This window comes from Bradyrhizobium sp. WBOS08, assembly GCF_024585125.1.
In the GTDB taxonomy this organism is placed as follows: Bacteria; Pseudomonadota; Alphaproteobacteria; order Rhizobiales; family Xanthobacteraceae; genus Bradyrhizobium; species Bradyrhizobium japonicum_B.
The window spans coordinates 6,445,777-6,467,498 of record NZ_CP028988.1; the positions used below are offsets into that span (position 1 = coordinate 6,445,777).

General features: G+C 64.1%; 19 protein-coding genes. 12 read left to right on the forward strand and 7 right to left on the reverse strand.

Annotation, left to right across the window (positions count from 1 at the left end; genetic code table 11):
- The first annotated feature begins 116 nt into the window (after positions 1–116).
- The 3 genes from DCM80_RS30350 (at position 117) to DCM80_RS30360 (ending at position 4,353) form a co-directional block, all read left to right on the forward strand.
- On the forward strand, positions 117–1,250 hold the full coding sequence (locus tag DCM80_RS30350; protein WP_257195029.1) for a glycosyltransferase family 4 protein: 1,134 nt from the start codon (positions 117–119) through the stop codon (positions 1,248–1,250).
- A gap of 118 nt (positions 1,251–1,368) precedes the next feature.
- Positions 1,369–2,916, forward strand: a complete 1,548-nt coding sequence (locus DCM80_RS30355; RefSeq protein ID WP_257195030.1) for an undecaprenyl-phosphate glucose phosphotransferase — start codon at positions 1,369–1,371, stop codon at positions 2,914–2,916.
- Positions 2,917–3,096: 180 nt separating this feature from the next.
- Complete coding sequence (locus DCM80_RS30360) at positions 3,097–4,353, forward strand: O-antigen ligase (RefSeq protein ID WP_257195031.1); 1,257 nt, start codon at positions 3,097–3,099, stop codon at positions 4,351–4,353.
- On the opposite strand, the gene DCM80_RS30365 is transcribed toward DCM80_RS30360, so the two are convergent.
- On the reverse strand, positions 4,322–4,798 hold the full coding sequence (locus DCM80_RS30365) for a MarR family transcriptional regulator (protein WP_257198097.1): 477 nt from the start codon (positions 4,796–4,798) through the stop codon (positions 4,322–4,324). The genes DCM80_RS30360 and DCM80_RS30365 overlap by 32 nt on opposite strands.
- A gap of 147 nt (positions 4,799–4,945) precedes the next feature.
- Here DCM80_RS30365 and DCM80_RS30370 point away from each other — a divergent pair, with 147 nt between their 5' ends.
- The gene (locus DCM80_RS30370) at positions 4,946–6,142 is read left to right on the forward strand and encodes an FAD-dependent monooxygenase (RefSeq protein ID WP_257195032.1); all 1,197 of its coding nucleotides are present in this window, start codon (positions 4,946–4,948) and stop codon (positions 6,140–6,142) included.
- Between the two features lie 124 nt (positions 6,143–6,266).
- Here DCM80_RS30370 and DCM80_RS30375 read toward each other — a convergent pair whose 3' ends face one another.
- From DCM80_RS30375 to DCM80_RS30385, 3 genes are read right to left on the reverse strand one after another with little or no spacing between them, the layout of a single operon-like run.
- Positions 6,267–7,445, reverse strand: a complete 1,179-nt coding sequence (locus DCM80_RS30375; protein WP_257195033.1) for a trans-acting enoyl reductase family protein — start codon at positions 7,443–7,445, stop codon at positions 6,267–6,269.
- A gap of 9 nt (positions 7,446–7,454) precedes the next feature.
- Positions 7,455–8,237 (reverse strand): DUF169 domain-containing protein, encoded by a 783-nt coding sequence (locus DCM80_RS30380; RefSeq protein WP_257195034.1) that lies wholly within the window; start codon positions 8,235–8,237, stop codon positions 7,455–7,457.
- 56 nt (positions 8,238–8,293) lie between these two features.
- Complete coding sequence (locus DCM80_RS30385; RefSeq protein ID WP_257198098.1) at positions 8,294–9,061, reverse strand: YdcF family protein; 768 nt, start codon at positions 9,059–9,061, stop codon at positions 8,294–8,296.
- A 167-nt stretch (positions 9,062–9,228) separates the two neighbouring features.
- Here DCM80_RS30385 and DCM80_RS30390 point away from each other — a divergent pair, with 167 nt between their 5' ends.
- The 3 genes from DCM80_RS30390 (at position 9,229) to DCM80_RS30400 (ending at position 11,111) form a co-directional block, all read left to right on the forward strand.
- Positions 9,229–10,170, forward strand: coding sequence for an acetamidase/formamidase family protein (locus tag DCM80_RS30390; protein WP_257195035.1), 942 nt, complete (start codon positions 9,229–9,231; stop codon positions 10,168–10,170).
- Positions 10,171–10,370: 200 nt separating this feature from the next.
- Complete coding sequence (locus DCM80_RS30395) at positions 10,371–10,568, forward strand: hypothetical protein (protein ID WP_007603456.1); 198 nt, start codon at positions 10,371–10,373, stop codon at positions 10,566–10,568.
- A 72-nt stretch (positions 10,569–10,640) separates the two neighbouring features.
- Positions 10,641–11,111: a GcrA family cell cycle regulator gene (locus DCM80_RS30400; RefSeq protein WP_257195036.1), complete on the forward strand. Its 471-nt coding sequence runs from the start codon at positions 10,641–10,643 to the stop codon at positions 11,109–11,111.
- Between the two features lie 271 nt (positions 11,112–11,382).
- Here DCM80_RS30400 and DCM80_RS30405 read toward each other — a convergent pair whose 3' ends face one another.
- Positions 11,383–12,870, reverse strand: a complete 1,488-nt coding sequence (locus DCM80_RS30405; RefSeq protein WP_257195037.1) for a porin — start codon at positions 12,868–12,870, stop codon at positions 11,383–11,385.
- 407 nt (positions 12,871–13,277) lie between these two features.
- Between DCM80_RS30405 and DCM80_RS30410 the strand changes: the two genes are divergently transcribed.
- Positions 13,278–13,784: a MarR family winged helix-turn-helix transcriptional regulator gene (locus DCM80_RS30410; protein ID WP_028136009.1), complete on the forward strand. Its 507-nt coding sequence runs from the start codon at positions 13,278–13,280 to the stop codon at positions 13,782–13,784.
- A 12-nt stretch (positions 13,785–13,796) separates the two neighbouring features.
- Here the strand turns inward: DCM80_RS30410 and DCM80_RS30415 are convergent, their stop codons facing one another.
- Together DCM80_RS30415 and DCM80_RS30420 are read right to left on the reverse strand one after the other, a co-directional pair.
- Entirely contained in the window at positions 13,797–14,912 is a 1,116-nt protein-coding gene (locus DCM80_RS30415) for a S9 family peptidase (RefSeq protein WP_257195038.1), read from the reverse strand.
- Between the two features lie 248 nt (positions 14,913–15,160).
- A complete protein-coding gene (locus DCM80_RS30420; RefSeq protein ID WP_257195039.1) occupies positions 15,161–16,132 on the reverse strand; it encodes an SDR family oxidoreductase in 972 nt (323 codons plus the stop codon).
- Between the two features lie 836 nt (positions 16,133–16,968).
- Between DCM80_RS30420 and DCM80_RS30425 the strand changes: the two genes are divergently transcribed.
- The 4 genes from DCM80_RS30425 (at position 16,969) to DCM80_RS30440 (ending at position 21,491) form a co-directional block, all read left to right on the forward strand.
- On the forward strand, positions 16,969–17,208 hold the full coding sequence (locus DCM80_RS30425; RefSeq protein WP_015685698.1) for a hypothetical protein: 240 nt from the start codon (positions 16,969–16,971) through the stop codon (positions 17,206–17,208).
- Positions 17,209–17,578: 370 nt separating this feature from the next.
- Positions 17,579–18,820, forward strand: coding sequence for an OpgC domain-containing protein (locus DCM80_RS30430; protein ID WP_257195040.1), 1,242 nt, complete (start codon positions 17,579–17,581; stop codon positions 18,818–18,820).
- Between the two features lie 74 nt (positions 18,821–18,894).
- Entirely contained in the window at positions 18,895–19,113 is a 219-nt protein-coding gene (locus tag DCM80_RS30435; protein WP_257195041.1) for a hypothetical protein, read from the forward strand.
- A gap of 116 nt (positions 19,114–19,229) precedes the next feature.
- Entirely contained in the window at positions 19,230–21,491 is a 2,262-nt protein-coding gene (locus DCM80_RS30440; protein WP_257195042.1) for a DUF2235 domain-containing protein, read from the forward strand.
- Positions 21,492–21,722: the final 231 nt, after the last annotated feature.

A 21,722-nucleotide genomic window follows, 5' to 3' on the forward strand; every position in this document is an offset into this window, starting at 1 on the left:
GTCGGCGACGGCCGCACGCGCGCTCGTCACCGTTTGTTAACCACGAGGGCCCTTAATCCGTCGCGATATTTCCAAGGAATTGTGCGGCATACGCCGTCGAGCGCTGGTTTTGATACATGCCCCCCTCTCCTGACCGGCCGCTTCGTATCCTGCACGCCGTGCGCGCTCCGGTCGGCGGCATCTTCCGCCACATCCTCGACGTCGCCAACGGCCAGGTCGACCGCGGCCATCATGTCGGCATTCTCGCCGACAGCCTCACCGGCGGCGAGCGTGCCGACAAGGCCCTTGCCGAGCTCGCGCCGCGGCTGAAGCTCGGCGTGCACCGGCTTGCGATCCGCCGCGAACCCTCCCCGGACGACGTGCTGGTGTGGCTTCGCATGCGGCGCCTGATCGCCACCCTGAAGCCCGACGTCATGCACGGCCACGGCGCCAAGGCCGGCGCCTTCATCCGGATGCGGCGGCGCTCCGACGACACCATCCGCATCTACACGCCACACGGCGGCTCGCTGCATTACCCGCTCAACACCCTCAAGGGCGAGTTCTACGCGCGGCTGGAGCGCGCGCTGATGGATTCGACCGACTTGTTCCTGTTCGAGAGCGCGTTCGCCCGCGACACCTATCAACGCATCGTCGGCACGCCCAAGGGCGTGGTGCGTTGCGTCTTCAACGGCGTCACGCCCGAGGAGTTCGAGCCTGTCGTGACCGCCGACGATGCCACCGACCTCTGCTATGTCGGCGAGTTCAGGCACATCAAGGGTGCGGATCTGCTGGTCGATGCCGTGGCGCGCCTGCACGAGGGCGGTAAGAAGGTCACCTTGACGCTCGGCGGCGACGGCGAGGAAACCGCGGCGCTGAAGGCGCAGGTGGAGACGCTCGGCCTCACCCACGCGATCCGTTTCATCGGCCACGTCAAGGCGCGCTACGGCTTCTCCAAGGGGCGGCTCCTCGTCGTCCCCTCGCGCGGCGATTCCATGCCTTATGTCGTGATCGAAGCCGGCGCTGCCGGCATCCCGATGATCGCGTCCAGAATCGGCGGCATTCCCGAGATCTTCGGCACCGACAGCCCTGCTCTGTTCGCGCCGAGCAATCCGGAGGCCATGGCGGAAGCGATCGCCGCGGCGCTGAACGATCCGCAAACCACCGCGCAGCGCGCCGTCACCCTGCGCGAGCGCATCTCCGCGCATTTCTCGCAAACCGCGATGGTCGACGGCGTGCTCGCCGGCTATCGCGACGCATTTGCCAATCATTAACCATCCTTAAGCGCCGCTTTAGAGAATCTTCCGATTTGTTCGATAATCGAAGGTCCAGGGGATGCTCGCCCGGGCGCTGAACGCCGTGCCGCGGGCTTTGGAATGGACGTGGACGCCCGTGGAACCGCTCAACGCACGCTCGATGCTCGACGCCGCGGCCAGCGCTGCGGCGAAGCCCGCTGACCGATCTTTCGTCGAGCGCCGTCGCCGGCTCTCGCCCGCAGCGCTCGAAGTCGTCAACCAAAAGGTCGCCCGCGCCTATTCGCCGATCGTGATCGCCGGCTTCGTGCGTCTCGCCGACTTCGCGCTGCTGTGCCTCGTCGGCATCACGCTCTATGTCGGCTATGTGATGCCGCTCTCCGGCTTCAGCTGGCTCTATCCGGCCGAGGTCGTCGCCGTCGCGGTCGCCGCCGTGGTCTGCTTCCAGGCCGCCGATATCTATCAGGTCCAGCTGTTCCGCGGACAGCTTCGGCAGATGACGCGGATGATCTCGTCCTGGTCGTTCGTCTTCCTGCTGTTCATCGGCATCTCCTTCTTCGCCAAGTACGGCAGCGAGATCTCGCGGCTGTGGCTGGCCGCGTTCTATTTCCTCGGACTCGCCGCGCTGATCGCCGAGCGCCTGGTGCTGCGCTCGCTGGTGCGCGGCTGGGCGCGCCAGGGCCGGCTCGACCGCCGCACCATCATCGTCGGTTCCGACAGCAACGGCGAGCAGCTGGTCGAAGCGCTGAAGGCGCAGGAGGATTCCGACATCCACGTCCTCGGCGTGTTCGACGACCGCAACGACAGCCGCGCGCTCGACACCTGCGCCGGGGCGCGCAAGCTCGGCAAGGTCGACGACATCGTCGAGTTCGCCCGCCGCACCCGCGTCGATCTCGTGCTGTTCGCATTGCCGATCTCGGCGGAGACGCGCATCCTGGAGATGCTGAAGAAGCTCTGGGTGCTGCCCGTCGACATCCGCCTCTCCGCGCACACCAACAAGCTGCGGTTCCGACCGCGCTCCTATTCCTACCTCGGCGAGGTGCCGACGCTCGACGTGTTCGAGGCGCCGATCACCGATTGGGACCTGGTGATGAAATGGCTGTTCGACCGCGTCGTCGGCAGCCTCGCGCTGCTCGCGGCGCTGCCGGTGATGGGCCTCGTCGCGCTCGCGGTGAAGCTCGACAGCCCGGGACCGGTGCTGTTCCGCCAGAAGCGCTTCGGCTTCAACAACGAGCGCATCGACGTCTACAAATTCCGCTCGATGTACCACCACCAGGCCGATCCGACCGCCTCCAAGGTCGTGACCAAGAACGATCCGCGCGTCACCCGCGTCGGCCGCTTCATCCGCAAGACCAGCCTCGACGAGCTGCCGCAGCTCTTCAACGTGGTGTTCTCGGGCAACCTCTCCCTGGTCGGCCCGCGCCCCCATGCGGTGCAGGGCAAGCTGCAGAGCCGGCTGTTCGACGAGGCCGTCGACGGCTATTTCGCCCGTCACCGCGTCAAGCCGGGCATCACCGGCTGGGCCCAGATCAACGGCTGGCGCGGCGAGATCGACAACGAAGAGAAGATTCAGAAGCGCGTCGAGTTCGACCTCTATTACATCGAGAACTGGTCGGTGCTGTTCGACCTCTACATTCTCCTGAAGACGCCGATCTCGCTCCTGACCAAGAACGAGAACGCGTATTGAATTGAGTTCTCCGTCATGCCCCGCCTTGTGCGCCATTGCGCACTGGAGCGGGGCATCCAGTACGCCGCGGCGCCGACCGTTTCGTGCAGTTGGAGCCGCGGAGTACTGAATCGCCCGGTCAAGCCGGGCGATGACAGCGGAAGTTGTGGCGTAAGAGTTGCGTAAGCGTATGAGCATGTGATGGCGTATGCGGCGACAGCCGATGGAGTGAAACTGGCCGCACCGGCCGCGCCCGGCGTGCTGGCGCTGCAGCGCGCGCTGGTGTGGCTGGTCGGCGCCTCCGGCGCGGTCGTCTTCATCGAGCCGAGCCCCTACGAGATCGCGACGCTGCTCGCCGCCGTCACGTTCTTCGCCACCGGCCTTCGCTTGCGGCTCGCACTGATGCCGCTGATCGCGCTGCTGGTCCTGCTCAATGTCGGCTACACGATCAGCGCGATCCCGCTGTACGAGCAGCCGGAGGTGGTGAGCTGGATCGCGACCTCCTGGTACATGGCGGTGACGGTCGTGTTCTTTGCCATGGTGATGTCCGAGGACACCGCGGCCCGGCTCGACATGCTCCGCCGCGGGCTCGTGGTCGGCGCGATGGTGGCATCGCTCCTGGCGGTCGCCGGCTATTTCCACCTGGTGCCCGGCGGCAACGACCTCCTCACGCTCTACGGACGCGCGCGCGGCACGTTCAAGGACCCCAACGTGCTCGGCGCCTTCCTGATCCTGCCGGCGCTGTTTGCGCTGCAGAGCGTGGTTTCGGACAAGCTGGCCAAGGCGTTCCGCAACGTCATCGCCTTCGCCATCATGTCGCTGGCGATCCTGCTCGCCTTCTCGCGCGCCGCCTGGGGCGGCCTCGTGCTGACCTCGGCCTTCATGCTGGCGCTGATGGTGCTGACCAGCCGCACCAACGCGCAGCGCTCGCGCATCGTCATCATGGCGGTCGTGGCCGCCGTGCTCGGCCTCGCACTGATCGCGGTGCTGCTGTCGTTCGAGTCCACCGCCGAGATGTTCAAGCAGCGCGCAAGCTTCGGGCAGAGCTATGACGAAGGCCGCTTCGGCCGGTTCGGCCGTCACATCCTCGGTGCGGAGATGGCGCTCGGCCTGCCGTTCGGCATCGGTCCCTTGCAGTTCCACCGCTTTTTTCCCGAGGACACCCACAACTCCTATCTCAACGCCTTCATGTCCGGCGGCTGGCTGTCCGGCGTGTGCTATCCCGCGCTGGTCTTCACCACCGTGATCATGGGCTTCCGACACGTCTTCGTGCGGGTCCCCTGGCAGCGCGCCTATCTCGCGGTCTTCTCCGCCTTTCTCGGCACCGTCGGCGAAAGCTTCGTGATCGACACCGACCACTGGCGGCACTTCTGGATGATGCTGGGCGCGATGTGGGGCATGATCGCGGCCGCACAGATCCACAAAATCAGGGTTGGCGAGGATGCTTCTTCAGCTTGAGCGCGGGCCGCTTTTCCGGTGGCGTGTCGAGCAGACCCTTTAGCGCCTCCGTCGCCGCGAGCACGCCCTTGTAGCCCTCATTGGCGAAACGCAGCAGCAGGCGCAATTCCTCGTCTGAGTAAGCCGCCAATACCTTTTCCATCGCCTGCTGCATCGGCACGTAGAACTGGCCGATCTTCATCGCCGCCTCCGGCACGACGGCGATGAAGACCTTGCGGCGATCTTTGTCGTCGCGCTCGCGGCGCACCAGACCGGCCTTCTCGAGCCGGTCGACCACGCCGGTGATGGCGCCGGTCGTCAGGCCCGTGACCTCGGCGAGCCTGCCTGCGGAGACGCGGCCTTCGAGATAGAGGATGTCCATGCATTCGAGATCGGAATTGGCAATTCCGGCAACGTTGGCAACGGTTTGCCCGTAGAGCACGCCCTGCGCGGACGACCGGCGCATCGCCTCCTCGAGCTCCTGCAACAGCGCCGCGCGCGCCTTCGTCCTTGACAAGGTCGGCCTCATATCTTAGGCGATATATATCTTAGCCACTAAGAGATTTAGGGGCCGTAATTTCTCCTAGCACCACGGAAACGTCGGGAGCAAGCCATGTCCTATCGTCCCCGCAAGGCGCTGATCATCGGCGCCGGCATCGCCGGGCCCGTGGCCGCGATCCTGCTGCGGCGCGCCGGCATCGAATCCGCGATCTACGAGGCTTGGCCCTATTCGAAGGGCATCGGCGGCGGCCTTCAGATCGCGCCGAACGGCATGCAGGTGATGGACGAGATCGGGTTGGCGAACGAGTTGACCAGCCGCGGCTCGGTCGCCGAGGCCTTCGACTTCTATTCTCAAGGCGGCCAGAAGCTCGGCTCGATCAACCGCGACATGGCGCGGCGCTTCGGCCAGCCGGCCGTCAACATTTCCCGTGCGACGCTGAACGAGATCCTGATCGACAAGGCCTGGTGCGCTTGCGTCTCGCTCTATTTCGAGAAGCACCTGATCAAGATCGAGGATCGCGGCGATCAGCCGATCATCGCCTACTTTGCCGACGGCACCACCGCCGAAGGTGACTTCCTGATCGGCGCCGACGGCGTCCATTCCGTCACGCGCCGCCAGGTCGTGCCGGATGGGCCGCAACCGTTCGACACCGGACTGATCGGCTTTGGCGGCTTCGTGCCGCACGCTGTCCTCAACGGCCGGTCGATCGGCCGCCATGTCGAGACCACCTTCGGCCAGAGCGGCTTCTTCGGCTACGGCTATTGCAGTCCGGATCCGAACGACGGCGTGATGTGGTGGAGCACCCAGCCCGCGCACGGCATGGACGCGGCAATGTTTCGCGCGCTCGACCACGCGACGTTGAAACAGCACCTGCGCGGCTTCCATCGCGGCTGGCACGATCCGATCCCCGCGATCATCGAGGCCGCCGAGAACATCGTGGTCACCGACACGCTCGACGTCGCGACCTTGCCGGCCTGGTCACGCAAGCGCTCGCTGCTGATCGGGGACGCCGCGCACGCGACCAGCCCGCATGCCGGCCAGGGCGCCTCGCTGGCGCTGGAAGATGCGATGCGGCTCGCCCGCCTGATGAAGGAGGGTCAGGAGCTCGGCGCCACGTTCCAGGCCTTCGAAGTCGAGCGCCGCCCGCGCACGGAAAAGATCGTCGCCATCGCTCGCCGCAACGGCAACAACAAGCGCGAGTTCAGCGCCACCGGCGCGTGGGTCAGGAATCAGATGCTGAAATGGCTGCTGCCGATCGGAGCCAAAGGCATGGATTTCATGTACGCCTATGATGCGCGGGCAGTGTAGCTGCACGATTGGTGCCGCAGGGTGGGCAAAGGCGTAGCGCGCCGTGCCCACGTCCTCTCTAGGATTGCAAAAGAACGTGGGCACGCTGCGCTTTGCCCACCCTACGAGAGCTACGAGGGCCGATCTAGCCTTCCACCTCGAACCTCAGCCCGGCGTGATCGACCAGCCGCTTGATCAGCTTGTGCTGCATCGCTGCGCCAGGCGTCCAGAAGCCGGCGGGAACGTCGTTCGCATCGCGCAGCAGGCAGATCGCGCATTCGGAGATCATCTTGGAGGTCGAGCCGTAGCCGGGATCGCGGTCGCCGGTGACGCCGGCACGGACCATGCGGCCGTCGGGGGCGATCGCGACATAGAGCAGGTTGAACAGGCCGTTCTCGCGCTCTTCCTTCGACGGCCCCTCGCCCGGCTTCGGCGCGTTCGGGCCGGTCTTCTCGGCGTTGGCTGCCATCACGCGCTTGGCGTTGGCTTCACCTTTCTCTCCTGGACCGGTCAAGACCATCTCGTCGTAGACGAAGTCCTGGCCGTAGGGAAAGCCCATCAGCATGTTGGAGCGATGGACGTTGCGGGTGTTGATCAGCGCCATCATGAACGGCGCGGCCCAGGATTGCAGATCCTCCTCGAAGACTGCCCTGTTACCCTTGGGCTGCTTGAGGCCGATGAAATCAGGCGTCAGCGCGAAGTGGTCGTTGAGAATGGCGACGAGGCTGAGATCCTTGGCGACGGCATCGAAGGTCGCCTTCGCACTTGCCGCGGTGCCGCCCGACAGCGTGCCGCGCATGTCGCGCACGCGGCCCTTCACGCGCGGTGCCGGCGCGCCGAACACGCGCCTGGCCTCTTCCTGCACGAAGAAGGTGCCGAGCTCGAACGGCACGGAATCATAGCCGCAGGAGAACACGATGCGGGCACCGCTCGCTTTGGCCGCAGCCTCGTACTTGTCGATCATCTGCCGCATCCACACCGGCTCGCCGCAGAGATCGAAATAATCCACCCCCGCCGCGACGCAGGCCGCGAGCAGGTCCTCGCCATAGAACTGATATGGCCCGACCGTCGTGATCACCGACCTCGTCTGCGCCACCATCGCCTTCAGCGACGCCGCGTCCGACGCATCGGCCACGATGAGCGGCGTATCGGCGGGCGCACCGATGGCCTCGCGCACCGATGTCAGCTTGTCGAGGCTGCGGCCGGCCATCGCCCAATTCAGGGACTTGTCGTCCTTGTAATGCGCCGCCAGATATTCGGCGACCAGCTGGCCGGTGAAACCGGTCGCGCCGTAGACGACGATGTCGAATTTCGCAGAGCTCATGCTCGTCCCTTACTTTTTCGCGTAACTCACGCCCATGCCGGCGCGGACGTCGCTTTGAATGCCATAGGGCGGGATCGGATAGCGCAGGCCGTTCTTCGCCAGCGCCTTCATGCCCTCGATCGCCTTGGCGAGATGCGCGGGCTTCAGGGCCATCAGCATCTCCTCGTCTGGCACGCCGCCATAGCGCCGTTCGGCATAGCATGGCAAGGACAGGCTGGGCTCCCCGGTCTTGAGCGCCCGCCCCCAGGAATCCGCGCAAGCGGTCTCGCCGACCACGCCCCATTCGAATTTCTTGTAGCCGGTATATTGCAGCCCGTTGATCAGGATGATCATCTGCCCCGGCGTTGCATAGACGAGGCAGATGTCGGGCGGATCGAGCCGGCCGCTCGCGAGCGGGCTGACGGCGAGCGCCTGATAGTGGCCGAACGGAACCACGTCCAGCGCCTCCTGGCGCTTGCGCGCGTCCTCCGCCGTGCCGTGCCAGACCCCGACATAGTTTTCGCCGGCGAGCCATTTTTCATCCTGCGGGCTAAGCCCGATCACCGCGCGGCACTGGGCACCGACGAGATCGTCGGCGGTGATGCCGACGGTCCAGCCGAGGCGCGCCGCCATGCTGACGATTTGGTCGGTGGTGTGGACCGCGTTCGGCCGCCGGATTTTCGGGATCGCCTCCATCTCTGCGACCGTTGCGAACAGCTTCATGCCGATCACAGTCGTCTTCAGCCGCAGCAGGCTGTTGAGGTCGGCAACGAGGCCGGCAAGATCGATGCTGTGTGCACTGTGCTGTTGCATGGCTTCCTCCGGCCGCAGCGATCGTGCGCCGCGTGTTCTTGTTGTGCGGTCTCGTTCTAGTCCTTCGCGGGTCCCGGAAGCAACTCGCCGGTCCTGCCCATCAGACGGTAGGCGACGAGGCCGATCCACTCGCGGACGGCCACTTCGGTCCGGCGCAGCCCGTCCGCTGCCATGTTGGTGAAGGAGAACAGATCGTCACGTCCGCCCATCCGCCAGTCGACCGGATAGGCCTCGACGTCAAAGCCGGCCTTGCGGAAGATTCCAATCGAGCGCGGCATGTGGAAGGCCGACGTCACCAGAAGCCAGCGCTCGCCCGGCTTCGGCGTCACCAGCTGCTTCGTGAAGACCGCATTCTCCCAGGTGTTCCGCGAATTGCGCTCGAGGATCAGACGCTCTTTCGCGATGCCCAGGTTCTCCAGGATCGGCGCGGAATAGTCGGCTTCCCTGGCATCCTTGGAGACGAGGTTCGCGCTCCCTCCGGTAAACACGATGCGCGCCTTCGGATAGCGGCGCGCGAGTTCGGCCGGCGCGAACAGACGATCGGCGGCGTGCGCGACGACGGGCGTGCGATGCGCCGCCGACAGATCGGTGTCGACCGAGCCGCCGAGCACGATGATGCCGTCGGGCGCCCCGCGCGAGGTGTCCCACGCCGGAAAGCGCGATTCCAGCGGATAGATTAGGAGATTGCCGAGCGGCGAAAACGCCGCCAGCGCCAGCAGCACCAGCGTGGTCACGGCCAGCCTGCGGCCGAGCGCGGCATAGCGCGTCGCCATCAGCACCAGCGAGACGACGCCGAGCTCGACCAGAAGGTTGATCGGCAGCAGCGCGGTACCGATCGTCTTGGACAGAACGAAAAACAGGGGAGCCTCGCGGGAATGAGCCGGCCGGTCTGCGCGGGGCTTGACCTGCCCGGCGATCTTCAGACAGCTTCTTGAAAGAGGATCGATCGCCCGGTCAAGCCCGGCCTGATCACAGCGAGCGGACGCGGCAAATGACCCATCACCACCTGCATTCCAGCCCCAACACCTGCCATTGGGGCTTCTTCGAAGCCGCGCTGAAGCCCGTCCTCACCATCAGAAGCGGCGACGAGGTGACGGTCGACACCATCAGCGGCGGTCCGGACATGCTGCCCGACCGCGACAAGTTTCACATTCCGCCCGAAATGTTCGAGGTTCATGCCAGCAACGAGCGCATGCTGCCCGGCCACATTCTCACCGGCCCGATCGCGGTCGAGGGCGCCGAGCCCGGCGACGTGCTCGCGGTCGAGATCCTCGACGTCCAGCTCCGGCAGGATTGGGGCTGGAACATGATCAAGCCGCTGGCCGGCACCCTGCCCGACGATTTCCACGAGACCCGTATCCTGAACATCCCGCTCGACCGTACCAGGATGACCGGCCGCATGCCGTGGGGCCTCGACCTGCCGCTCAAGCCGTTCTTCGGCGTGATGGGCGTATCGCCGCCGCCAGCCTGGGGACGGATCTCCTCGCTGATCCCGCGCGCCATGGGCGGCAATCTCGACAACAAGGAGCTAGGTGCGGGCGCGACGCTCTATCTGCCGGTGTTCGTGCCCGGCGCGATGTTCTCTTGCGGCGACGGCCACGGCGTGCAGGGCGACGGCGAGGTCTGCGTCACCGCGATCGAGACCGCGCTGCAGGGCCGCTTCCGCCTGACGCTGCGCAAGGATCTCAGGTTCGGCTATCCCCGCGCGGAGACGGCGACCCACTACATGACGATGGCGATGGACCCCGACCTCGACCAATGCGTGGTGCGCGCGCTGCGCGACATGATCGCGCTGCTCGGCGAGAGGCGAAACCTGTCGCGCGAGGATGCCTACACGTTGTGCAGCCTCGCCGCCGACCTCAGGGTGACCCAGACCGTCAACGGCGCCAAGGGCATCCATTGCATGATCGAAAAGGCTATCGTGCACGGCTGAGCCAAGCAGCCCTTCCTGACCTGTTGAAGCCCCGACGCCGCCCGGCCTGCCGCGCGGCGCGCTGCGTCGTGAGTAATTTCCGGAGCGATTCCAATATGCTGGGCGTCAAGCAAAGCCTGCATTTGACTTCCACCCCTGAACCTAAATAGAGTCTTAATCGTTACTTTTATGTACCCGAGTAAGAGGCTAGCGTTCGGGCCATGGCCACCGAAAAAGCCGAGACTGACCGCATTCCCGTAACCCTGGCGCTCTCGACCATCACCTACCTGGAGAAGCTGGTGAGACAGGGCACCCACGGCACCAGCGTTCCCGGCGTCGCTCGTACCTTGATCGAGGAAGGCATCCGTCTCGCCATCAAGGACGGACTTCTGTCGATCCGCGACAATGGCAGGACCTGAGCGCGCTCGGAGCGTGAGGCGGACGGATCTCGCGGCGGTTGGCCGGCACCTGCAACCTGGGACCGTTTACAAATGCCTGTTCTCTCACCCACTTGGACCGACGAACGCATCGAGCTTCTGAAGCGACACTTCGAGGCCGGCCTCTCCTGCCGCGAGATCGCCGCCGATATCGGCGTCAGCCGCAATGCCGTGATCGGCAAGCTGTCCCGCCTCAACCTGACGCGCGGCCGCACCAGCGATGAGCGCAAGGTTCAGGACAGAGGCGCGGCGCGCGCGAAGGCCGTGCCGCGCCTGCAATATCAGATGCTCGCCACGATCTATGGCGACACCGACGCTCCCGTCGCCACCGGGCCGATCGACGAGGCCAATCGCTGCTCGCTGCTGGAGCTGGCCGAGAACCGCTGTCGTTGGCCGATCTCGACGCCGGGCGCCGAGGATTTCTGCTTCTGCGGCAATTCCGCGCCGGATGGTCAGCCCTATTGCGCCGGCCACAGCCGCCTCGCCTACCGGCCGCCTGTGCGCGCCCGCGCGATACGCAGCTGACATTGCGCCCATCGCGACAACAAAAAACCTCCGGCGGGGCATCGCCGGAGGTTTCTGGAGGCTTAGCATCAAGCTAAGAGCCGCAACTTTCGTATCTGGCTGAGAGGTATATAGCTTAGTAACTCACGTAAGTAAATAAGCTTGATACCATTGAATCGCATGGCTCGCCTTCGTGTTCCGCAGCGGCCATCGATTTTCCGAAACCATTGCCCATGAAGAAACCCCGGCGGTTTCCCGCCGGGGTTCTCCAATCGATTGGCGCGATCGATGATCAGAAGTTCCGCTGAGCGCGCAGCAGCATGCTCACCGAGTTCTGGTCCTTCAGCTCGTACACGGCCGCCGGCTTCGCAGCCGAGGCAATGCCCGGGCTGTTGATTGCGCCCGAGTACTTCTGGTCCAGACGCGACCAGCTCAGGTCGGCCGTGAACGCCAGGCCCTTGACCGGGGTCCACACGGTGTTGACACCAACCACCGCGAAGTTGAAGTCCGGATTGCAGGTCGAACCGGCCACGGCGATCCCCGCGAAGTTGGTGCAGATCAGGGCCTTGCCCGAATCGCCATACTTCAACTGAGCATAGCCACCGTACACTCCGCTCGCCCAGTTCGGGCTCCAGTTGTGGGTGTAGCCACCGCGGAAGCCCCAGGTCTTGACGGTGTCGATGCCGGTAGCCGCTCCGAACACGCCGTCAGCCAAGCCGGCGAACCCGGTGCTCTGATAGGCGCCGCTGCTGCTGCCGCTGAACATGAAGAAGCTCTGCGGGAACAGGCTCTGGAAGTTGTAGCGAGTCGCACCGTCGGTGTAGACGGCCTGCAGGTTGATGACGTCACCCGCACCGGTCGGGATGTTCTTGATCGACAAGGCACCCGCCACGGCCCAGCCCCACTTGTCGGAGGGATGACCGGTGGCTTCATTCGCGCCGTAATAGGCCGTATGGAGCTCATGCGCGGCGACCGACAGCTGAGCCAGACCCCAGGCCTGGTCGACGCGAACCTGACCGATGATGTCGGGCGAACGCGTGCCGCCCCAGGCGTTGGCACCATAGACGCCGGTTACGAACTGCGCCGCCGTACCCGACGACACGTTCCAGAGGTTCGACTGACCATTGTTCGCCGAAGTCTCGTCCTGCAGCGCGAACGAAGCAGTGATGCCCTGGCCGAAGTCAGCGGTGTAGGCAACCTGGTTCACGCCGTTGACGTGGTTGGAGCCGCCCGGAATGGTATCGGGGCCGCCCGCCATATAGCTCTGCCAGGGAGCGTCGAAGATCGAGACGGTGCGACCGAAGGTGAAACCGGCGAACTGGATGAACGCGTGGTAGAGAGCGAGCGAAGCCGCGCTGGTCGAAACCGATGACGGGCTGCTGCCGGTGACGTTCGTGGTGTCGTAGCTGACGACCAGGTCGGCGTAGGTGCGAACAACGCCGTATTCGGTCGCAGTGCGGGTATCGACGTTGAAGTCCAGACGAGCGCGGCTGTAGTAGTAGTTGGTCAGACGGTTGTTCGACCCGCCGTTCGCGCTGCCCGAGCTGTTCGCGAAGCCATAGTCGCCGCCGCCGCCGAGGATCATGTCGGCGCGGATGTAACCACCCAGCTTGATGCAGGTGTCGGTGCCCGGCATGTAGTAGAATCCGGCGCCGTAGAGCGAGCAGATGCGCACGTATTCGACCGCCTTGGCCTTCACGGGCAGATCAGCCGCCTGAGCTCCACCGACGGCGATCAGTCCCGCCGCAGTGCTGAGCAAAAGGCTCTTCACCATCTTCATTTAAAACCTCCAAGTTGCTCATTTTACGGAGACTGGACCGTGAGGCCCCCCAGATCCCCGTCTCTCCAAATCCGCCCGGCCACTTTGCGCTTTCGGACACACTCGCTTTCGGCGCGAGGGACGTGAGCGAACCACCTGCAACGGGACGATCGAGTACCCCCCACCGCCACGAGCAACATATCTGCGCCAAACAACTACTCAAAATACTTTATCTAGTAAGCTTTGTGGTTTCACTAACTGTGTGCCCGGCGCGCAACACTCGAGGGCCGGCCGATCTGCTGAGCTGGTCATATTTGTAATTTTCGTGACGAAATTACCCTGCTCTGCACTTGCGTCAGGGCAGGCTTGCGTGGACTATGGCCTTCCACGAACACCGGCCTGAATGATCGGTTCACGGGAGTGACGCTGTGTCCGCGACGAGGAAAGAAGGAGCGCGCCTGCGCTCGACCGGCAATCTGGATATCATCAGGCGCTTCACCTGGGAGATCTCGTCGATCAACATGTATCTGGAGGAGTTGCGTCAGTTCTGGGCGAAGACGCTCGGCATCAGCGGCCCGCAATGGCTGATCCTGATGGCCATCTCCGACCTCGACAAGGACGACGGCATCCCGGTCAACGTCGTCTCCAAGCTCCTCCACGTCGATCCGTCCTTCGTCACCACCCAGTCCAAGCTGCTCGAGAAGAAGGGTCTGTTGCGCCGTCGTCCCTCGCCGACCGATGCCCGCGTGGTGCGGTTGTCGCTGGCCGAGAAGACGCAGAAGCACATCGCAAGCCTCAACGAGCAATACAAGACGATCCGCGAATTCGTCTTCCAGGAGTTCGACGAGGACGAGCTGACGGAATTCACCGGCAAGCTCGCGACACTGAAGAATCGCCTCGAGAAGGCCTGCGTCCGGATCTCTCTCGACTTCTAAGCCCTCGGCCGCTCAGATCCGCCGGGCGGCGGCGCCGAGCCGCGATTCGAGCCAATCGAAGATGTATTCGTTGGCAAGGCTCGGATTGTCCGCATGGGACTGCGCCGCGCCGGTCTCGGCCGCAGTGAACACCTTCAACGCCACGTTCGAGCTGCCGAGCCGGGAGCTCTGGACGATCTGACGCGCCCGGTCGGCCTTGAGCCAGCCGTCCTCGCCGAGCGTGATCAGCACCGGGCAGTCGGCGCTGGAGGCCATCAGCGGCGCATGCGGCACCGGCACGATGCTGACGTCGCTCAGCGCGAATCGGCTGGCAAAGAAGGCCCGCTCGTGCAGGTCCCACAGGCCGCCATCGCAGACCGCGGCGGCAAACCGCGGCTCCTGCAGCACCGCGCGCGCCACGAAGGAAGAGCCCCAGCCATCGGCAATGATGCCGACGCGCGCGAAATCGATGTCGCTGCGCGCCTCCAGATAGTCCATGACGCAGGGAATGGCGCTCTCGAGATCGCGGCGCCGCAACAGCGCCTCGATGTAATCGTCGCGCTGCTCGCCGAACAGATCCAGCGCCAGCAGCGAGAATCCGCGCTCGCGCGCGTGCGGCACGAGCTTGAACAGGAATTCTTCCTTGCGGTGGCCGGGCTCGCCGATGCAGATCACGGTCGGCGCCCGCAGGCTGCCCGACGGCGCGGGGACGAAGTAGCCCTGCAGCGCATGTCCCTCGAGCCAGGGAATGGTCACGACCTCGCCCGCCGGGCTGCGCGCCGAAAGGTAGCGGCGCGCGCATTCCTGCATCGCGAGCACGGCGACCCAGCGGCGCTCGTCGTCCGGCTCCAGCGGCATCGCGGCCGCGCCATAATAGTTCATGGCCCGCAGCCAGTTGCGCTGTGCGCTCGCCATGTGGCCTTCCGCGAAGGCGGCCTCGGCGCGGTGCCGGTTGGCTTGCGCCAGCTTCTTCCACTCCCGATGCCAGGAGCCGTCGTCGCCCCGCTTCAGCTGCCGCGCGATCATCAGGCATTCGGCGATGGTGGCGCCGCCTTCCTGGGCCGCGGTCAGCAGCCGCGTGAACTCAGCGGAGATGTCCTCTCGCTCCGGGCAAAGGGTCCAGTCGTCGGAGAGGCATGCGGGCATCATCGGGAGCTACGCTCTATCATCGCGCTATCGCTGACCTACTAAACCATTTCAGTCCGCCGACCAAGCAGCCGCGCACCGAATGAGCGCCGCTGGAGATCACCATCGCTTGAACGAATGGTCACGCCGCATGCGTGTCATTCCAATCCGGCATGAAGGCCGGACATTGGCAGGAGGTGGCACGCATCATCGCACGCGCACCTCTTGTCATGACGATTATCCTACCTACATTCGCGCGTCCGCCGGCGCTCTCAACCGAGCCGCCAGCCGACCTCCTGCGTGAAGCTTTCGTAGAAGGCGCGGTCATAGGCCTGCTCGGGCGTTGCGCGCACACGCTCGTCGAGGCGCTTGGCATCCTCGCCGACGAGGATGCGCCAGCGCTCGGCCTTGACGCCGTCGAGAATGATCTTGGCAGCCTGTGCCGCCGTCGTCGGCGCATCCTCCAGGAAGCTGCGGGCGCGCTCGGCGAACACCGCCTGGACGTCCTCGTCCGACATCTTGTCGGCATCCGGCACGCCGGCCGCGACCATGCGCTTGCGCGTCAGCGCGACCTCGTCGTCGCTGAGCCGCTCCGAGCCGTCGGCGCTCTGCACCTTGCGGGAGTTGGAGACGATCGAGGTGCCGATGTGGCCGGGCATCACCACCGAGCACTTGACGTGCGGGGCGTGCAGGCGCAGGTCGTTGATCAGCGCTTCGGTGAATCCCTTCACCGCGAACTTCGCCGAGCTGTAGGCGGTGTGCGCCTGGTTCATGCCGATCGAGGCCCAGAAGCCGTTGACGCTGGCGGTGTTGACGATGTGGGCTTCGTCCGCCGCCACCAGCATCGGCAGGAAGGTGCGCACGCCGAGATAGACGCCGCCCCAGCAGATGTTGAAGGTGCGCTCCCACTGCTCGCGCGTGTTGGTGAACAGGCTGCCGCCGCCGCCGATGCCGGCATTGTTGAACAGCAGGTGGATCCTGTCGGTCTTCTGCTGCTCGGCGAGCTCGTCGCGGAAGCGCTTCAGGTGATCCTCGATCGCGACGTCGGCGACATGGGTCGTGACGCGCAGGCCCTGCGGCAGCTTCTCGCTCTCGCACAGCCGCTTGGTCTCGGCCATCGCGGCCTCGGAGACGTCGCACATCGCGACGTTGCAGCCCTCGGCGACGAGTTGCCGCGCGAGCTCGCGCCCCATGCCCGTGCCGCCGCCGGTGATGACCGCGATCTTTCCAGCAAAATCCTTCATGGGACTTTCGGCCCCTCCCTTGTCGGTATGTTTCTTCGTCGCCGCGCCGCCCGCCGGCGCGCGCAAAATGTAGCAGCGCGGCATGCGCAAATGAAAGCGGATCGGCGATCATCAATTATTTCGGCGCGCGGACTATCGGCCGCCCGGGTGCTCGCGGCGCATCCTTCGAGACGCCCGCCGTTGCGGGCCCTCAGGATGCGGCATCGGCAGTGGGCTTCCTCCCCGCTTGCGGGGGAGGGTTGGCGAGAGGGTGTCTCCGCACAGGGATTATCGAGAGTGATCGAGGACGTCCCTGCGCGGCGAGAACCCTCACCGCCGCGCTCTGCGAGCGCGTCGGCCTCTCGGGCAAGCGCAGGGCTATCGCATATGGCGCTTTGCGAGACCTGAGCGCGCGCCTCGTCCTTCGAGACGACCGCTTTCGCGGTCTCCTCAGGATGAGGCTAAGCAGCATTGGTGCTCGTTGAAACTGGCCGCGCACCTGGTCCTCATCCTGAGGGCCCGCCAACGGCGGGCGTCTCGAAGGATGGCCACAGGCGAGATCGCTACCATATGCGATTGCCCTGCCCGCAAGCGGGAGAGGCGGAGCAAGCCGGCAGACCATCCCGCTTCATGCGCGCTTACCCTAGCGAAGCAGCGGCGGCGCGGCATTTTCGTCGACTTTTCCCGTATTTATCCGGCTTCGGTTTATGGGCAGATTTTTTACAATCCGAATCCTCAAATGGACACTCGGACGCTGGGTCGAGTCGGCCAGGCCAGCGTGTTGTTTGCGTGTCACAGGCTCTGGCACTCCGCTTGCATCCTTGTCGTGGTCAGAAACAACCGATGAGGTGACAGGAATGTTCGTGACCGTCGTAGCCGTGCTCTGCCGGCTGAGCGCAGCCAGCTCAGGCAGTTGTGTCGAGGAAATCGTGACCGACAGCAACATGACGCCCGAGATTTCGATGATGCAGTGCGCTGTCGGCGCACAGGCCCCCCTGGCGAAATGGATGGGCGAGCATCCGATCTATCACGCCAATTGGCGCCTCGAGCGCTACAAATGCGTGCCGGGCCACTACGAGATCAAGGGCCACGCCTGACGGCCCCGCAAAACTACTGATCCGAACACGACGGATCGAGGAAACGCCCACCTCGCCTGGCCCGATGGCACAGCGCGCGTTTCGCGCGGGACTAAGCTACCCCGCATAGTGCCGGGGGCTCCCGGCAGGCCGCTTGACCCAGGTCAATATCCCGCTGGCCTCGGCGCGCCAACATTGTTAGCTACATCAAACTGAACTTGCGGAAGGCCGCCGGGAATTTGGCTGACGACTGCCGGTTGCCTTGGTCGAAGACACGTTTAATCCTTTTGAAGCGAGGCTCTCAGTCTGCCATCTAGCGTGAGCGTCTCGGCGGCTTCTCAGTGCTGGATCGCGGACATCGATCGTGAATCGCTACACGATGGAAAGCAGAATGAAGCCCGCGCTTGCGCTGCCACCACCGCAACGTGATTTGCGTCTCGACCTGTTTCGCGGCCTCGCCAACTGGGCGATGTTTCTCGGCCATGTCCCCGGCACGGTGCTGGCGTGGTGTTCGTTCCGAAATTATGGATTCAGCGACGGGGCCGACCTGTTCGTGTTCATCTCCGGCTACACTTCAGCGCTCGTCTATACGCGAAAGATGGAGCGAGGCTTCGTGTTCGGAGCCAGCAGGCTGTTCAGGCGCGTCTGGCAAATCTACACGGCGCATATCCTGCTATTCGTAATTTACCTGGCTTTCGTCCATTTCCTGTCGGAGAGGTTCAACGCGCCTGATCTGATCGATCTGTTCAACGCCGGACCGGTCACCGGCGCGCCGAGCGAGATGATGACGCAGGGGCTCCTGCTGAGATACAAGCCTCTGAACTTGGACGTGCTGCCGCTCTACGTCGTCTTGATGGGCCTGTTTCCTCCGATCCTCTGGTTGATGTTGAGGTTTCCTGATGCCGTCATGATCGGATCGGTGCTGTTGTATCTGGCTGCGCGGCAATTCCATTGGAACCTGCCTTCCTATCCGTCGGGAAGCTGGTACTTCAATCCGCTGGCGTGGCAACTTCTGTTTGTCACGGGCGCATGGCTCGCGTTGACGGGCGCGGGGCGTCTGCACTTCCTGCTGCGGTCCAGGATCGTGCTGGTTGTTGCGATTGCCTATTTGATTTTTGCGGCGGTTATGACGCTGGCTGGTCACCAGCCTCAGCTCCGGGCCTTGTTTGCGCCTGCCGTGTTCGAGCTTTTCAATCCCAACGACAAGACCAATCTGGCGCCCTACCGCTATCTTCATTTGATGGTGCTGATCATCCTTGGCGCCCGGTTCATACCGATCGATGCGCCCGGGCTACGAGCCGCCATCTGGCACCCCCTGGTGAAGTGCGGCCAGCACTCCCTCGAAGTGTTTTGTGTGGGCATCCTCCTGGCCTTCATCGGGTACTTCATCCTGCAGCTTGCAGGGAACGGCATCCTCGACCAACTACTCGTCGGCGCTGCAGGAATCGCGATCATGACGGCGGTTGCCTACTACAGGTCCTGGTCGAAGCGAGTGGAGAAATCTTCACATGAGAGTCCGGTAGATGGAAAGAAAGCGCCGGAAGTCACCGGTCCCCTCGAGCATCCTGTGCTGCGCGGCGCCGGAAGGGCGGCGCAGGTCGCTCGCGCGACGGATACGCGGCAGCCGCCTTGAGGGAGGTTTGACACCCGCCGCCCGCCGTCACCGTCACAATCGAGGCCCATCACATCGACCCGAAACTGCACCGCGTGCTCACCGAGCAGATCCCGCGCTCCGGCCAGCTCAAAGACGTCGAAGCCTTCAGCCGCGAGGTCCACGCGCTCTTGCGCACCTGTCTCGAAAAGCCGCCGCAAGGAGATGCGCAGGATCGACCTCGACGTCGCGACCTTCATCTGCGTCAGCGCGATCGAGGCGGTGGCGCACAACACGGTGTTGAGCAGGGCCGAGGTGACCTTGCGAGGCGTTAGCCCCCAGACCTCTCTAACATTCTAGAATTTGAACAGCGACAATCAAAAGTTGAAATTCTATCGGCACCTGTTACGCTCACCGTATTCATCGATCATTTGTCAGGGACGGCGCTCGTATGGCCAGCCCGAAGATCATTATCCTGTCTGACGGCACCGGTAATGCTGCCTCAAGCGTTTGGCGTACCAACGTCTGGCGGATGTTCCAGGCGCTCGACCTGCAAGGCAACAGCCAGGCCGCGAAGTACGACGATGGCGTGGGCACCTCGTCCTTCGTGCCGCTCGCCGTGCTGGGCGGCGCATTCGGATACGGCCTCAAGCGCAACATCCTCGACGCCTACAAGTTCATCTGCCGCAACTACGATCACCAGAACCACTCGAACATCTACCTCTTCGGCTTCAGCCGTGGCGCGTTCACCGTGCGCGTCCTCGGCGCGCTCATCCTCCAGCAGGGCCTGGTTGTGGCGGATACCGAAGCCCAGCTGCACAACGGCGCGGTGAAGGCATACAGGGCCTACCGGGCCAAGGGTTACCACTCGATCTTGCGCATCGAGGTGCTCTTCCGCGCCTTGCGCGACTACGTCCTGGTGCCGGTGCTCGACATCCTGCTGGGCAACAAGCCCTACGCCGAAATCGTCCGCAAGGACATCCCATCCATAGAGTTCATCGGCGTGTGGGACACGGTCGCGGCCTACGGCCTGCCGATGGACGAGATGACGCGCGGCGTGAGCAACTGGATCTGGCCCCTCGAGCTTCCGAACCGGATCCTGAGCCAACGCGTCAGATGCGCAAGGCACGCGCTTGCGCTCGACGATGAGCGGACGACCTTTCATCCCGTGCTCTGGACCGAGGAAGGCGAATCCAAGCCAAGTGTCCCCACCACCATTGACGACGAGCGCCTGGTCCAGGTCTGGTTCGTTGGTATGCACGCCAACGTGGGCGGAGGTTATCCCGACGATGCCGTATCGTTCGTACCGCTGTCCTGGCTCGTCGACGAGTCCATCAAGCGCGGTCTTGTGTTCAAGGAGGCCCCCTTCGCAGACCCCGACTCCATCAAACTGATCGATTCAGCGCAGGACAAGGACGGCCGCCTCTACGACTCGCGTTCCGGCCTCGGCTCCTACTACCGTTATGGCCCGCGCAAGGTCTCCGACCTGTGCAATGACCCGCATGTCGGCGTCAGCGTCAAGTTGCCGAAGATCCACGAAAGCGTGTTCGACCGCATCGACAGCGGCTGTAATGCCTATGCTCCGATCGGCTTGCCGCCGGAATATCTGGTGGTTTCCCGCAACGGCAAGCTCACGCCGCTCGGGCCGACGACGTTCGAGACGCCGGCGGGCGCGACCGCCCGCTTTGCTGCGCAGGAAAAGCTCTGGAATTTCGTCTGGATGCGCCGGCTGGCGTATTTCGCCACCCTGGCCGCCACGCTGCATCTTGCGGCGTTCTGGCTCTTCCACGACCGCATCAAGGAGCATGAGTTCGAGTCTCCGATCCGGATGGTCTCCGAACTCGTGCGTTTCATCGAGTCCTTCTTGCCGAAATCTTTCCACTGGTGGACGGACTGGTACGCCGCGAACCCTGAATGGTTCGCCGGCGGCATCGCCGCCGTGATTCTGCTTATGGTCCTTGGCGGCAGCCTCAGCAACAAAATCAGGGACCGCATGCGCCTGCTCTGGCGGGACCGGGCGGACCCGGTGCCGCTCTCCGGTCTGATGCACGACGCCATTTACGCGTTCAGGACCCACCCGGCCTATCAGTTTGTCATCCGCACCGCGAAGCGGCACGTCCTGCCCCTGTTTTTGGTGGTGGTGATGGTCTGGTTCGGCGCGACGGTCGCGAGCCATTTCCTATTCAACGTCGCGGATTCGATGGGGGCATTCTGCAAGGGCACGGCGGAGGCAACGCTTATCCCGGTCAATAAGGGCATCGACCAGGACGGCGCGGACTTTGCGACGGCGGCGATCTGTGCGCCAACAGGCCTGAAGGTGTTTTCCGGTCGATCGTATGAGATCAGAATCGCGGTCACCGAGCCCTGGACCGACGCCGAGCGGCCGACCACACCTGCTGGTTTCCGGACCTCCACGGTCGAGCTTGCCAACCGGTGGAAGTTTCGCAGCGCCATTTTCCTTCGCCGCATCCTGTTCAGACCCTGGTACCGCATCATCGCGCGGGTTGGCGAGACCGGCGTAGACGAGTATTTCCTCGATCCGATCCCGCTTCCGAACACGACACCGCAGACGTACAAAGCAACGTTCAAGGCTGCACGCAGCGGTGAGCTTTTTCTCTACGTCAACGACGCCGTGATCGGCCTGCCGTGGCTCAGCGACACGTTTTACCCGAACAACGGAGGCAAGGCTAAGGTCACCGTTAAACTGCTGTGAGGCAATTCAGAAGCCATCGAAGGAGCCAACTGGCGATAACCCGCTTGGAATCTCGCGAGGCAAACAGACGCAAAGCATGTAGTGCGACGATCATCCCCATTTATCCATGAATGATCCTCAGCTACTGCCAAGCAGGGCGCTGCAAAACCGTCTTCGGAATTTTTTGTTTACCGACCACCCAAGCAGCCACCGCCGCCGATCGTCGCACATGGGTCACCGCCGGAGCGAGCC

Excerpts from the sequence above, each read along its gene's own strand:
- DCM80_RS30350 (WP_257195029.1), top strand. The coding sequence starts at position 117 with ATGCCCCCCTCTCCTGACCGGCCGCTTCGTATCCTGCACGCCGTGCGC.
- DCM80_RS30360 (WP_257195031.1), top strand. The coding sequence starts at position 3,097 with ATGGCGTATGCGGCGACAGCCGATGGAGTGAAACTGGCCGCACCGGCC.
- DCM80_RS30365 (WP_257198097.1), bottom strand. The coding sequence starts at position 4,798 with ATGCGCCGGTCGTCCGCGCAGGGCGTGCTCTACGGGCAAACCGTTGCC.
- DCM80_RS30370 (WP_257195032.1), top strand. The coding sequence starts at position 4,946 with ATGTCCTATCGTCCCCGCAAGGCGCTGATCATCGGCGCCGGCATCGCC.
- DCM80_RS30375 (WP_257195033.1), bottom strand. The coding sequence starts at position 7,445 with ATGAGCTCTGCGAAATTCGACATCGTCGTCTACGGCGCGACCGGTTTC.
- DCM80_RS30380 (WP_257195034.1), bottom strand. The coding sequence starts at position 8,237 with ATGCAACAGCACAGTGCACACAGCATCGATCTTGCCGGCCTCGTTGCC.
- DCM80_RS30390 (WP_257195035.1), top strand. The coding sequence starts at position 9,229 with ATGACCCATCACCACCTGCATTCCAGCCCCAACACCTGCCATTGGGGC.
- DCM80_RS30395 (WP_007603456.1), top strand. The coding sequence starts at position 10,371 with ATGGCCACCGAAAAAGCCGAGACTGACCGCATTCCCGTAACCCTGGCG.
- DCM80_RS30400 (WP_257195036.1), top strand. The coding sequence starts at position 10,641 with ATGCCTGTTCTCTCACCCACTTGGACCGACGAACGCATCGAGCTTCTG.
- DCM80_RS30405 (WP_257195037.1), bottom strand. The coding sequence starts at position 12,870 with ATGAAGATGGTGAAGAGCCTTTTGCTCAGCACTGCGGCGGGACTGATC.
- DCM80_RS30415 (WP_257195038.1), bottom strand. The coding sequence starts at position 14,912 with ATGATGCCCGCATGCCTCTCCGACGACTGGACCCTTTGCCCGGAGCGA.
- DCM80_RS30420 (WP_257195039.1), bottom strand. The coding sequence starts at position 16,132 with ATGAAGGATTTTGCTGGAAAGATCGCGGTCATCACCGGCGGCGGCACG.
- DCM80_RS30425 (WP_015685698.1), top strand. The coding sequence starts at position 16,969 with ATGTTCGTGACCGTCGTAGCCGTGCTCTGCCGGCTGAGCGCAGCCAGC.
- DCM80_RS30430 (WP_257195040.1), top strand. The coding sequence starts at position 17,579 with ATGAAGCCCGCGCTTGCGCTGCCACCACCGCAACGTGATTTGCGTCTC.
- DCM80_RS30440 (WP_257195042.1), top strand. The coding sequence starts at position 19,230 with ATGGCCAGCCCGAAGATCATTATCCTGTCTGACGGCACCGGTAATGCT.